The organism is Clostridium sp. HCS.1, from assembly GCF_047900555.1.
Classification (GTDB): domain Bacteria; phylum Bacillota; class Clostridia; order Clostridiales; family Clostridiaceae; genus Clostridium.
The window spans coordinates 3517343-3531575 of sequence record NZ_CP170704.1 but is presented as its reverse complement, the minus strand read 5'-3'; the positions used below and the strand labels follow the sequence as shown (position 1 = coordinate 3531575).

The 14233-nt window shown below is 28.5% G+C and carries 14 protein-coding genes; all 14 read left to right on the top strand.

Annotation, left to right across the window (positions count from 1 at the left end; genetic code table 11):
• Positions 1-21: 21 nt before the first annotated feature.
• Entirely contained in the window at positions 22-633 is a 612-nt protein-coding gene (locus ACFYH6_RS16940) for a germination lipoprotein GerS-related protein (protein WP_316342727.1), read from the top strand.
• 230 nt (positions 634-863) lie between these two features.
• A complete protein-coding gene (locus ACFYH6_RS16935) occupies positions 864-1106 on the top strand; it encodes a hypothetical protein (RefSeq protein WP_416179761.1) in 243 nt (80 codons plus the stop codon).
• Positions 1107-1114: 8 nt separating this feature from the next.
• Entirely contained in the window at positions 1115-1468 is a 354-nt protein-coding gene (locus tag ACFYH6_RS16930; RefSeq protein ID WP_291629143.1) for a type II toxin-antitoxin system PemK/MazF family toxin, read from the top strand.
• Positions 1469-1717: 249 nt separating this feature from the next.
• A complete protein-coding gene (locus tag ACFYH6_RS16925; RefSeq protein WP_416179760.1) occupies positions 1718-2542 on the top strand; it encodes a transketolase in 825 nt (274 codons plus the stop codon).
• Positions 2542-3486: a transketolase family protein gene (locus ACFYH6_RS16920; protein WP_416179759.1), complete on the top strand. Its 945-nt coding sequence runs from the start codon at positions 2542-2544 to the stop codon at positions 3484-3486. Before ACFYH6_RS16925 ends, ACFYH6_RS16920 begins: the two co-directional genes overlap by 1 nt.
• Before the next feature lie 226 nt (positions 3487-3712).
• A complete protein-coding gene (locus tag ACFYH6_RS16915) occupies positions 3713-4558 on the top strand; it encodes a YitT family protein (RefSeq protein WP_316342731.1) in 846 nt (281 codons plus the stop codon).
• Positions 4559-4600: 42 nt separating this feature from the next.
• The gene (locus ACFYH6_RS16910; RefSeq protein WP_316342732.1) at positions 4601-5437 is read left to right on the top strand and encodes a YitT family protein; all 837 of its coding nucleotides are present in this window, start codon (positions 4601-4603) and stop codon (positions 5435-5437) included.
• 145 nt (positions 5438-5582) lie between these two features.
• Complete coding sequence (gene ftsE, locus ACFYH6_RS16905) at positions 5583-6269, top strand: cell division ATP-binding protein FtsE (RefSeq protein WP_316342733.1); 687 nt, start codon at positions 5583-5585, stop codon at positions 6267-6269.
• Positions 6259-7149, top strand: a complete 891-nt coding sequence (ftsX, locus tag ACFYH6_RS16900) for a permease-like cell division protein FtsX (RefSeq protein WP_316342734.1) — start codon at positions 6259-6261, stop codon at positions 7147-7149. Before ftsE ends, ftsX begins: the two co-directional genes overlap by 11 nt.
• A 108-nt stretch (positions 7150-7257) precedes the next feature.
• On the top strand, positions 7258-8508 hold the full coding sequence (locus tag ACFYH6_RS16895; RefSeq protein ID WP_416179758.1) for a S41 family peptidase: 1251 nt from the start codon (positions 7258-7260) through the stop codon (positions 8506-8508).
• Between the two features lie 11 nt (positions 8509-8519).
• Positions 8520-9788, top strand: coding sequence for a PDZ domain-containing protein (locus ACFYH6_RS16890; protein WP_416179757.1), 1269 nt, complete (start codon positions 8520-8522; stop codon positions 9786-9788).
• A 151-nt stretch (positions 9789-9939) separates the two neighbouring features.
• Entirely contained in the window at positions 9940-10734 is a 795-nt protein-coding gene (locus tag ACFYH6_RS16885; RefSeq protein ID WP_416179756.1) for an alpha/beta hydrolase, read from the top strand.
• 197 nt (positions 10735-10931) lie between these two features.
• Positions 10932-12905 (top strand): excinuclease ABC subunit UvrB, encoded by a 1974-nt coding sequence (gene uvrB / locus ACFYH6_RS16880; RefSeq protein ID WP_416179755.1) that lies wholly within the window; start codon positions 10932-10934, stop codon positions 12903-12905.
• A 188-nt stretch (positions 12906-13093) separates the two neighbouring features.
• Positions 13094-13993, top strand: a complete 900-nt coding sequence (locus ACFYH6_RS16875; protein ID WP_416179773.1) for a radical SAM protein — start codon at positions 13094-13096, stop codon at positions 13991-13993.
• The last annotated feature ends 240 nt before the right edge of the window (positions 13994-14233 follow it).

Sequence of the window (14233 nt, the reverse complement as noted above, 5' to 3'; positions counted from 1 at the left end):
ACAACATCCAAGGAGGATATAATGAAGAAAAAATTATTACTAATATTTTTGGTATCTATACCTATAATCTTAATTACTCTAGTTGTTTTATTTAGAATGACTGCAGAACCAACTAATGAAGAAATAATTAAATCATTGAAAGATATTAAAGCATACAAAACAGAAGTTGAATTCCTAATTAAAAATTCAAGAGATGAAGAGAGACAAAATTCTATTCAATATTATAAAAAAGATGTTGGTGGCAAAATAGATTTTGGTGAAGATAGGACTAAGATTTATAAAGATAATATGGTTTTAGTTAAGGACAATGTAGCTAATAAGGAATATATAATAGAGAATAATATGAATGATTTATATTCTATAAGTTTTTTAAATAAATTATTATATTATCCTATTAATAATGAGGGGTTACAAGAAGGTCAAGAAGAATGGGGAGATACTGAATATATTGTTTTTACAAGTGAATTATTTTTAAAAAATGATAATTTAGATAAAGTTAAGGTCTTTATAGATAAGCAGAACAAAATTCCTATAGGGGCAATTATATATGATAAAAATAATAAAGATAGAGTAAGAATAGTGTATAGAAATTTTGAGAAGTTAAAAGAATTAGATGAAGAATTATTAAAATAAAAAATAAATGAATACCAGTTCAATATTTAAAAATTATATTATAACAAGTTGAGAAATTAGATAAAAAAAGAGTACATATGGTGAAATTAGTTGAAGGAACTAATAAAATTAAATCTTATTTATAAAGATATAAAAAAATTTAAAAAAAATGAACATAATTTTTGACAAAAGGACATAATTTGCAATATAATTTATTTATACATAGATCCTTTACTACCTGGAGGCAAATTATGTCTAAAAAAATTAATAAACCAAAATTTTTGAAAAATGTAGTTAAAATTAAAAAAAATAGTCAATTTATTGGGTATTCCCTAATAGAATATAATAAAGATAAATTAAATATGGATATTTTTGAAATTATGAAAGAAGGATATCAGGAAATGGCAAAGATTAATTTAGAGCTTTCAGAGCTTTCTTTCGAATGCGAAAATGCGGTTATTGATGAATATGAGAACTGGCTTTGCGGAGTGTGAGATTTCTAATGACGACTATGGTAGTAAAAAGAGGGGATATTTTTTATGCTGATTTAAGCCCTGTAATTGGATCAGAACAAGGTGGAATCAGACCTGTAATAATAATTCAAAATGATATAGGTAATAAGTATAGCCCAACAGTTATTGTTGCAGCTATAACATCACAGATTAATAAAGCTAAGTTACCAACTCATGTTGAAATTTCTTCAGAAGAATATGGATTAAATAGAGATTCTGTTGTTTTGTTAGAACAGTTAAGAACTTTAGATAAGAAAAGATTGAAAGAAAAGATAGGTCATATGACTGATTCTGATATGAGAAAGGTAAATAAAGCCCTATTAATTAGTTTGAATTTAGCATAAATATTATTCGAAAAGGTTTTATTTAAATAAGTGAATATATTAAATACTTAGAAACCCTTAAGGGTTTCTTTTTATTTTTCTTTTAAAATATATAACAGTTAAAGTGATATACTATTTATAATAATATATACTATTTTCTTAAAAACAGAAAGAAATAGTGTATACAAAATCATATTTGTATGCTAAAATAATTTTGTCAAATATAGCACAATATATTTACAGGCAAATAAAATCTTAGGAGGAAAATAGATGATTAAAAACGTTGAGGAATTGAAATCATTAGCAAAAATAGTTCGTAAGGATATAATTTCTATGTTAACTGAATCTCGTTCAGGACATCCAGGTGGTTCATTATCAGCAGCAGATATACTAACTACATTATATTTTGGAGAAATGAACATAGACCCAAAAAATCCTAAGGATGAAAATAGAGATAGATTTGTACTATCAAAAGGTCATGCTGCCCCTGTATTATATAGTGTGTTAGCTAGAAGAGGATATTTTCCAGTAGAAGAATTAAATACATTAAGAAAAATTAATTCTAGATTACAAGGTCACCCAAGTATGAAGTGCTTGCCAGGAGTTGATATGTCAACAGGTTCTCTAGGGCAAGGAATTTCAGTATCAGTTGGAATGGCTTTAGCTGGTAAAATGGATAAAAAGGATTATAGAGTATATACTCTTTTAGGCGATGGTGAATTAGAAGAAGGTCAAGTTTGGGAAGCTGCAATGTCAGCAGCTCATTATAAATTAGATAATTTAACTGCTTTTGTTGATTTTAATGGATTGCAAATAGATGGAGATATAACAAAGGTAATGAATCCATCACCAATTGATAAAAAGTTTGAGGATTTTGGATGGAATGTTTTAGTTATAGATGGTCATAATATAGAAGAAATTCAAGATGCAATAGAACAAGGAAGAAATGTTAAGGGCAAACCAACAGTAATAGTTTGTAAGACTGTAAAAGGTAAGGGCGTTTCCTTCATGGAAAATCAAGCAGGATGGCATGGAACAGCACCAAGTAAAGAACAATGTGAACAAGCATTGTCAGAAATTGGAGGTAACAACTAATGAGTAATAAGATTGCAACAAGAGAAGCTTATGGAAAAGCATTAGCTGAACTAGCTAATTCAAATGAAAATATTGTGGTTTTAGATGCTGATCTTTCAAAATCTACAAAAACTGCAGATTTTAAAGCTGTTTGCGAAGAAAGATTCTTTAATATGGGTATAGCAGAAGCTAATATGATGGGAGTTGCTGCAGGATTATCTACTTGTGGTAAGATTCCATATGTAAGTACATTTGCTATGTTTGCAGCTGGAAGAGCTTTTGAGCAAATTAGAAACTCAATTTGTTATCCTAAATTAAATGTAAAAATATGCGCAACTCATGCTGGATTAACTGTTGGAGAAGATGGAGCTTCTCACCAAGCCATAGAAGACTTATCTTTAATGAGAAGTATTCCTAATATGACAGTAATATGCCCAGCAGATGCAGTAGAAACTACAGCTGCAATAAAAGCTATTTCAGAATATGAAGGCCCTTGCTATGTAAGATTAGGAAGAGCAGCAGTAAATATAATAAATGATGAAAGTACATATAAATTTGAAATTGGTAAAGGAGTTACTTTAGCTGATGGAAATGATGTAACTATAATTGCAACTGGAATTATGGTGGATGTTGCTTTAGAAGCTAAAGAAGAATTAAAAAAAGATGGAATTAATGCAAGAGTTATTAATATACATACATTAAAGCCGATAGATAAAGAAATTTTAATTAAAGCTGCTAAAGCAACTGGAGCTATTGTAACAGTTGAAGAGCATAATGTAATTGGAGGATTAGGTTCAGCAGTTTCAGAAGTTTTATCAGAAGAAATTCCAGTTCCAGTATTAAAGGTTGGGGTTCAAGATACTTTTGGAGAAAGTGGATTACCAGATCAATTATTAAAAGCATATGGATTAACAACTAATAATGTTATTGAAAAAGTAAAAAAAGCAATTACATTGAAAAAATAATAAGTTTACTATAATAATTTAAATAAATTACTAAAAAATAGCTATATTTACCACTAAGCTGTAGAAAAATCTACAGCTTTTTATTTTTTAATTACTTTTAATATAAAACATAATATAATATTTAAGTGGAACTATTAAAATTACGAATTAAATTCAAAGTATAATTGGATAGAAACATATATATTGAGGGAAAATAATAAAAATTATTTAGAAAAGGAGGATTTATATGAGAGGAAGAATAAAAGAATATATATTAATATTTATAGGGGTATCTTTAGTTGCGTTTTCATTAGAATATTTTTTCATACCTAATAATATAGCAGCAGGGGGATTAACTGGTTTAGCTATAGTAATCAATCACTATATCCCAGCTATTTCAACAGGACCATTAGTATTTATAATGGATTTATTTTTATTTATAATTGGATTCATTTTTTTAGGGAAAAATTTTGGAGTTAAGACAATAGTATCAAGCTTTAGTTTAGCCGGAATGATGACTATTATTGAAACATATTTTAATCCAAAGGCAATAACTAATGATTTAATGTTAGCAGCTATTTTTGGAACTTTTATTACTGCAATAGGAATGGCTATAGTATTTAATGCAAATGCATCCACAGGAGGAACAGACACTATAGCAAAGATACTAAATAAGTTTTTTCATATTGACATAGGAAAGTCTTTATTAGCAGTTGATTTTATAGTAACCTTATTAGGGGCAGTTACTTTTGGTATAAATATAGGGTTATATGGATTGCTTTCTGTTATAATTAACGGGATTGCTATTGATAAAGTTATAGAAGGTTTCCAAGTGTGTAAGGAAGTAACAGTTATAAGTACAAAAAGTGATGAAATTGGCAAATTCATAATGGATGAATTAGAGAGAGGATGCACATTTTTAAAGGGTGTTGGAGGTTTTTCAGGAAAAGATACTTATATATTATATGCAGTTTTAGGAAGAAGTGAATTTATAAAACTAAAGCAATATATAAGTAAAGTAGATCCAAAAGCCTTTATAACAGTGGGAGAAGTACATGAAGTTATGGGAGAAGGATTTAAAAATTTACAATAACCTTTTAATTGTAATATGTATTAGAAGGAGAATAGAACAGAGATGAAAAAATTAAAAGAATATTTTTTAGCTACTGTAGGGGTAGCAATAGTTGCATTTGGATTAGAGTATTTTTTCTTTCCACTAGATATAGCAGCTGGTGGAGTTTCAGGATTGGCTCTAGCAATTAATCAATTAATAGATATTAATCCAAGTATATTAGTTTTTGTATTCAATATTATATTATTTGCTCTTGCTTTCTTTGTAATAGGAAGTTCATTTGGAGCAAAGAGTATTTATGCTACAATAATGTTATCAGTAATAATGTGGATTTTTGAAAACTTTTTAAATCCTAGGGCTATTACTGATAACTTAGTATTAGCTTGTGTATTTGGTTCAGCGGTATTAGCTTTTGGTACTGCAATAACTTTTTACCAAGATGCATCAACAGGTGGAACTAGCATACTTGCAAAGATTATTAATAAATATTTTCACCTACCAATAGGGCAAGGGTTATTATTAGCAGATTGTACTGTAACATTGTTAGCTATCTATTCTTTTGGTGTTGAAAAAGGCCTTTTTGGACTTTTAAGTGCTATCTTAATAGGAAATTTGGTAGATAAATTTATAGCAGGTATAAATCCTGTAAAACAAGTATTTATAATTACTAACAAGGAAAAGTTAGTTGTAGATTTTATTAATAATGATATAAATAGAGGGTGTACAATATTAACAGGTAAAGGCGGATATTCAAAGGCTAATATGACTGTAGTATATACTGTTTTAAGCTCTAAACAATTTATAACGTTAAAACAATTTATAAAAACAAATAACCCAGAAGCATTTTTAACTGTAAGTGAATCTACAGAAGCATTAGGTGAGGGATTTAAAGATTATTAAAATTTAATGAAAATTTCATAGAAATAGGGAATAATATAGTTTTTATTAAGTATAAAAGCATAAAAAAAGTTTTTACTTAAGCTTGGTTATGCTATAATAACGCTATAGGTTTTAAAATACGCTTATGTGCGAGGTGTTAGAGAGAATGATAGAATTTAAGAATGTGTCTAAACTATATGATAATAATGTTAAGGCGTTATCAGATGTAAATATAAAAATAGAATCAGGAGAGTTTGTATTTTTAGTTGGGCCTTCAGGAGCAGGTAAATCAACTTTTATAAAAATGTTAATAAAGGAAGTAGATCCTACTGTTGGAGAAATAATTGTAGCTGGTAAAAAGCTTTCTGATATTTCTAGAAGGCAAACACCTTATTACAGAAGAAAGATAGGGATGGTTTATCAAGACTTTAGATTAATTCCAACATTAAATGTATATGAAAATGTTGCTTTCGCTATGAGAGTAGTTGAAGCTTCTCAAAAGGATATTAGAAAAAGAGTTCCTATGGTACTTTCTTTAGTAGGACTTTCTCATAAATATAAGATGTTTCCAAATGAATTATCTGGTGGTGAACAACAAAGAGTTGCATTAGCAAGAGCTATAGTTAATAATCCATCAGTTTTAATTTGTGATGAGCCTACAGGTAACTTAGATCCAGAAACTTCAAAGGAAATAATGGAACTTTTAGAAGATATAAATAGAGCTGGTACTACAATTTTAATGGCTACTCACGCAAAGGAAATAGTAGATAACATGAAGAAAAGAGTTATTGCTATAGAAAAAGGTTGTGTAGCAAGAGATACAGCAAGGGGGATGTACGAAAATGAAGCTTAATACATTAAAGTACTTTTTTATAGATGCTTTTAAGAGTTTAAAGAGAAATAGAACTTTAAGTATAGCAGCTATGATTACTGTACTAATTACATTCTTTATATTTGGTACTTTTATATTACTAGGATTGAATTTTAATAAGGCCATAGAAGATGTGGCATCAAAGCTTGAAATTAAAGTTTACTTAGAAGATGATATCAAGTTAATAGATCAAAGAGAAATAGAAATAAAGCTTAATGAATTAGAGGGTGTTAAGGAAGTTGTCTATGAATCTAAAGAAGAAGCCTTTGTTAACTTAAAGGAAATGTTAAAAGATAATCAAGGCTTATTAGAAGGATATGATTTAAAAGACAACCCACTTCCAAGTTCATTTATAGTAAAATTGCGAAATCCTGAAGATGCTTCAAATATTACTGCAGCAGTCCAAGATATGACTGGAGTAGAAAATATATCAAATCAGCAGGATATGATTGATACGATAAGCTCTTTTATAGGTGGAGTTAGAATAGCAGGGCTAATACTATTTGTTGTATTTATTGGAGTATCTATATTCTTAATTACTAATACAACTAAAATTACAGTATATTCTAGAAGAAGAGAAATAGGAATAATGAAGTATGTAGGAGCTACTGACTGGTTCATAAGATGGCCATTTATAATTGAAGGTATGATAATAGGTATAGTTGGATCTTTACTTTCAAGTATACTATTATTTGCACTATATAGATGGATATTTGGATACATAGTATCGAATATGTTCTTAGTTTCTTTAGTTTCACCATCCTTTGTTCTAGGAACATTAAGCTGGATATTCCTATTAGGTGGAGCAATAATAGGTGCTTTAGGAAGTATAGTAGCACTAAGAAAATTCTTAGATGTATAAATAGATTAATAAAATGAAAGAATAAATAATATAATTTAAGTGGAGTTTATCTCCACTTAAATTATATTATTAAGATATTTATAGTTTTATGAAAGGAAGTATTAGAATATGGAGGAGAATAAGGAGTATAAGGGGAAACGTAAAAAGCCCTTGATAATAGCAGGATTAATTATAGTTTTTATACTATCAAATTTTATGTTTTTTTATCTAGGAAATATATTTGCTTTTAACGGATTAAGCTTAGTAAGTGTTAGTGAAGATGTAGCAAAAGATATTACTGAAGTCAAAGATGTTAAAAAATATGAATTATTATTTCAAGTGAGAGATGCATTATTAACCAAGTATGATGGGGAATTAGATGATAATGCTTTACTTGAAGCTGCTATTAAGGGAATGACTCAATCAGTAAATGATCCATATACAGTATTTATGAATGCTAGTGAATATAAATCTTTTGAAGATCAAATAGAGGGTCACTTTGTAGGAATTGGAGCACAATTAGGAATAAAAGATAATAAAATAACAGTTGTATCACCAATTGAAGGTTCACCGGCAGAGAAAGCAGGATTAAAAGCTGGAGATATAATTTTAAAGGTTAATGGAAAGGAAATAACAGAACCTAATTTAGATAAAACTATAGCAGAAATTAGAGGCGAAAAGGGCCAAGAAGTAACTTTAACTGTATCAAGAGAAGGTTCTGAATATCTTGATATTGCAATAGTGAGAGATGAAATAAAAGTTGTTTCTGTTAAGGGAGAAATTATAGACGGAAACATTGGATATATACAAATATCTTCTTTTGATGAAGGTGTAGCAAAAGATTTTAAAAATAAGATAGTTGAATTAAAGTCTCAAGGTATGAAGGGAATGATATTAGATTTAAGAGGAAATCCAGGTGGGTCTCTTAATGAGGCAGTAAATGTAGCCTCTCAATTTATACCTAAAGGTGAAATAGTAACTTATACAATAGATAAGTATGAAAATAGACAAGAAGCAAAATCAGTAGGTGGAGAAGCTGAAGGAATGCCACTAGTAATACTAATTGATGGTGGAAGTGCATCAGCATCAGAAGTAGTAACTGGAGCATTAAGAGATTATGAAGCAGGAACTATAGTAGGAACTACAAGTTTTGGTAAGGGAATCGTTCAACAATTAATAGAATTTAAAGATGGAAATGGTGGATTAAAAGTAACAACTTCTAAATATTATACTCCTAATGGAGAAAATATACATAAAATAGGAATTAAACCTGATATAGAAGTAGAAATTCCAAAGGATATTTTAGAGAAGGAATATGATAGAAATATAGATCCTCAATTTATTAAAGGATTAGAAGTTATAAAAGAAAAGATAAAATAGGAGGCTCACAAATGGAATTAATACTATATACATTAAGGACTGTAGCTTATGCTATTGTTGAGCCTATGCATATATTTATGCTAGTAATTTTAGGTGTAATGTTTTACTCAAAAAACAAAAGAATATCAATGATGCAGAAAATGACTATTGGGGAGAGTATTAACTCCCCTTTAGAACTTACATTATCTCAAATAGCTATAGGAATAATTGCCGGAGCTGTAGTAAGTGTAATATTAAGTATATTAGGAATAATTTTCAATGAGAATTCTGGAATAGAAATTATGTTTATGATTTCTATATTATTACTTTTTATAAAGAAAAGATTTATTTGTTTTTCTTACTCAGGAGCAGTATTAGGAGCTATAAGTATTATAGCTAGCTTTTTAGCAAGAAGTACAAATACTGAGTCATACATAAATTTAAATATACTAAGTCTTATGACCTTTGTTGGAGTTATGCATGTAATAGAAGGAATTTTAGTAATGTTAGATGGTGGAAGAGGAGCTATTCCTGTTTTTTCAAATAGAGATGAAAAAATAGTGGGTGGATTTGCATACAATAGGTATTGGGCTTTACCAGTGGCAATATATATTGCTATAACAAGCAATATATCTACTGCAGTTACAACTTCCGTATCAACACCAAATTGGTGGCCTATAATAAATAGGTCCCAAGCTTTATTGATGTTAAGTTCAATGATTATTTCGGCTATACCTTTATATGGTGTAGTAGCATATAATTCTGTTTCCTTCACAAAAAGAAAAACTATAAAACCTATTTATTCTGGTATTGGAATATTAGTATATGGCATTATATTAACATTAATAGCTCAACTAGCCCAATTTGGAATTATTGGACAAATTGTTGTTGTTATATTTGCTCCTTTAGGACATGAACTTATGATTAAGATACAACACAAAATTGAAAAAAGTGGACAATATATTTATGTTACAGATGATAATGGGGTGTCAGTTTTAGAGGTAGCACCTAGCTCTCCAGCTTATAAGTCAGGAATAAGAAGAGGAGATAAAATATTAGCAGTTAATGGACATGAAGTTTTGTCAGAAATTGAAATTTTTAAAGTTGTAAGAGAGAATCTTAATGAAATTCCTTTTAGAGTGAAAAAAATTTCCGGGGAAATAGTCGATTTAAGAATATTGCCAAAGGATAAAAAGGTAGGAATGCTTTTAGTTCCAAGAATGGTAAAAGCAGATAGTGCAATTAGTGTTGATAATGACGATTTTAAGAAAGTATTAGATGAAATGAAAAGAAAGCATTAAGCTTTCTTTTTTTTGTTAATATAAATGATAAAAAGAATATAAATATGTGAATTATTATTAAAAATATGAATTTCATATACGCAATAAGAAGGGAAATGGTATAATCAAAAAAAATAAATGGGTTGAGAATTAAAAGCATGGAGGTATAAATATGGCATTTAGTCAATTTGAGTTTTTTTCAGAGAGTTTAAGAAGAGTTGTATCATTTAATATTTTACTACCTAATGATTCTCCTTTAGAATTTATAAAGGACAATGAAAATTATGAAAGAGGAGTAAAAACATTATTTTTATTACATGGTTATTCAGGTAATAATAGAGATTGGATTTTAGAAAGTAAAATTAATGAATTTGCAATAAAATATAATATTGCAGTTATATTTCCAAATGGAGATAATAGTTTTTATTTAGACGGAAAAGGAATCGGAAGCAAATATGGAACATATGTGGGGGAAGAGTTAGTAAATTACACAAGAAGGGTATTTGGACTTTCTAATAAAAAAGAAGACACATATATTGGTGGTTTTTCTATGGGGGGATTTGGAGCAATTCATACTGCATTAAAGTATAATGAGACTTTTTCAAAGGCATTTGCTCTTTCATCAGCATTGATAATAAATGAAATTAAAAATAAGGATGAAAATTTTAGTACTCCAATAGCTGATTACTATTATTATGAAAGCACCTTTGGAAATTTAAATGAATTAGAAAGTAGTGAAAATAATCCAGAAGAATTAATTAGAAGATTAAAAAGCGAAAATAAATTAATTCCATCAATATTTATGGCTTGTGGAAAAGAAGATTTTCTAATTGAGCCAAATAGAGCTTTTCATAAATTTTTAGTAGATAATGATGTAAATGTTTATTACCAAGAGGATGATGGAAATCATAATTGGGAATTCTGGAATAAGTATTTAGAACCATCTATACAATGGTTAATAAATTAGAATAGATGATTTATAATAATGCTGAAGATATTTTTTTCTTAATATATCTTTAGCATTTTAATTTGGAAAAAATAGAGGTATATATACTTTTAAATTTCTATTTGATATAATTTTTAATAGATTATTAAAAGTAATATTGTCTAGAATTAGTTTTGATTTCTAGACAATATTTTTATTAATAAAAGGAGGTAATAAATATGCCTGAGTTTAAAATAGAATCAAAATTTAAACCAACTGGAGATCAACCTCAAGCTATAGAGAGTTTAGTTAATTCAATAAATAATGGTGATAGATGTCAAACTTTATTAGGTGTAACTGGTTCAGGAAAAACTTACACCATGGCAAATATTATTCAGAAAGTACAAAAACCTACATTGGTTTTAGCTCACAATAAAACTTTAGCAGCTCAATTATGTTCAGAATTTAAAGAATTCTTTCCTAATAATATTGTAGAATATTTTGTATCTTATTATGATTATTATCAACCTGAAGCATATGTACCACAAACAGATACATTTATAGAGAAGGATGCAGCAATAAATGATGAAATAGATAAATTAAGGCACTCTGCAACTTCTGCATTATTAGAAAGAAGAGATGTTATAATAGTTGCATCAGTTTCATGCATTTATGGACTAGGTAATCCAGAGGAGTATAAAAAGTTAACTATTTCATTAAGAACTGGAATGATAAAAGATAGAGATGAAATAATTAGAAAGCTTATAGAAATTCAATACGAAAGAAACGATATTGATTTTGCTAGAGGAAGCTTTAGGGTAAGAGGAGATTCCTTAGATATAATTCCTGCATCATCATCTAATAAAGGAATAAGAGTTGAATTCTTTGGTGATGAAATAGATAGAATAAGAGAATTTGACGTATTAACTGGAAATATTTTAGGTGAAAGAAATCATGTTTCTATTTCACCAGCATCTCACTTTGCTACATCACATGAGGTTTTAGAAAAGGCTATAAGTCAAATTGAAGGTGAACTTGAAGATAGACTTAGAGAACTTAATAGCCAGGAGAAATTATTAGAAGCTCAAAGACTAAGACAAAGAACAAATTTTGATATAGAAATGATTAGAGAAATGGGATATTGTAGTGGAATAGAAAACTACTCAAGAATCTTAGATGGAAGAGCACCAGGAACACCACCACAAACCTTATTAGACTATTTTCCAGATGACTTTTTAATGTTTATAGATGAAAGTCATGTTACATTACCACAATGTAGAGCCATGTATGCTGGTGATAGATCTAGAAAGAACACTTTAGTTGAATATGGTTTTAGATTACCTTGTGCTTATGATAATAGACCATTAAAATTTGAAGAGTTTGAGAAAAAAATAAACCAAGTAGTATTTGTTAGTGCTACACCTGCACAATATGAATTAGATCATTCAACTAATATAGCAGAGCAAGTTATAAGACCTACAGGATTATTAGATCCAGTTATAGAAATAAGGCCAGTAAAGGGGCAAATAGATGATTTATATGCTGAAATTCAAAAGACTATTGAAAAGGGATTTAGAGTTCTTATAACTACTTTAACTAAGAGAATGGCAGAGGATTTAACTAAATACTTAAAGGATTTAGGTGTAAAGACTACATATATGCATTCAGATATAGAAACTATAGAAAGAATGAAAATTATAAGAGAATTAAGACTTGGAGAACATGATGTATTAGTAGGTATAAACTTACTTAGAGAAGGATTAGATATTCCTGAAGTAGCTTTAGTTGCAATTTTAGATGCTGATAAGGAAGGCTTCCTACGTTCAGAAACATCATTAGTTCAAACTATAGGTAGGGCAGCTAGAAATTCTGAAAGTAGAGTAATAATGTATGCAGACAACATTACTAAATCTATGGATAAAGCCATTAAGGAAACTGAAAGAAGAAGAAAAATCCAAATGGAGTACAATGAGAAAAATGGAATTGTTCCTCAAACTATAATTAAAGAAGTTAGAGATGTAATAGAAGCTACTAAGATAGCTGAAGACAAGATTGAATATAGTGCTGAAAATAGTAAGGTGATTTCAGAAAAAGATAAGAAGAAATTAATTAAGAAGTATACTGAAGAAATGATGGAAGCTGCTAAGAACTTACAATTTGAAAGAGCAGCAGAGTTGCGTGATATAATTAATGATTTAAAAGGGAAAAAGTAAATAATACCTTAATTGCATTGGAGATAGATATAATATTATAGTTACGTGGAATTTTGCCATAGAACAAGGGATATTATATCTATCCATTTTTTATTGTTACTTATAAGAGTATATGGAATAATATAACTAATAATAAAGATTAAGAGAATAACTAAGGTTAAAAGTTTTTGAAATATCTGGAGTGATGAATAGTGGAAATATTAGAAAGTTGTAATTTATGTCCAAGGAATTGCGGAGCCAATAGATTAAATGGAAAAAGAGGTTTTTGTGGAGCAGGAGATAAAATAAGGGTGGCTAGGGCTTCCCTTCATTATTGGGAAGAGCCATGTATTTCAGGAGAAATAGGTTCAGGAACAGTTTTCTTTTCTTATTGCACTTTAAAATGTGTTTTTTGTCAAAATTATAATATAAGTCAATGTCAGTGGGGAAAGGAAATAACTATAGAAAGATTATCAGAAATTTTTATTGAGCTTCAAGAGAAGGGAGCATTAAATATAAATTTAGTTACTCCAACTCATTATGTTCCTCAAATAATAGAAGCTATAAAAATATCTAGGAATAAGGGGCTAAAACTCCCTATTATTTATAACAGTAGTGGATATGAGAAAGTAGAAACAATAAGGTTACTTAAAGGATATATAGATGTGTACTTACCAGATATGAAGTATTTTGATACTAAATATTCAAGTAAGTATTCAAAAGCTAAGGATTATTTTAATTATGCTAAAGCTGCAATTAATGAAATGATAAATCAAGTTGGAGAAGTTAAGTTTGATGAAAATGGAATTGTTCAGAAGGGGGTAATAATAAGGCATCTTATGTTACCAGGGCTTCTATTTGATTCTAAAAAGATAATAGATTATATATATAATACATATGGAGATAAAGTTTATATTAGTATTATGAATCAATATACTCCATTAGAGCATGTGAAGGATTATCCAGAAATAAATAAACCTTTAAATCAAAAGCACTATCAGGCTCTTATTGATTATGCTTTAAATATAGGGGTTAAAAATGGATTCATTCAAGAAGAGGGAACTGATAGTGAAAGTTTTATACCATTGTTTAACTTTGAAGGCGTATAGGTGCTAACGCACAATTAATAATGCGTAATGCATAATGAATAATTAAGGAAAAAACTCCTTAGGGAGTTTAGGGTGCTAGCGCATAATGTAAAATGAATAATGAAGAATGGAAAATTAATGTAAAAACTCCTTTTGGAGTTTTTTTAATTAAAATAAATTCAGCAATTTGGAACAAATTACTTCAATAATTCTACATTTTACATTTTAATTTTGAGCTATGAGCGATATTTACTAAATTTT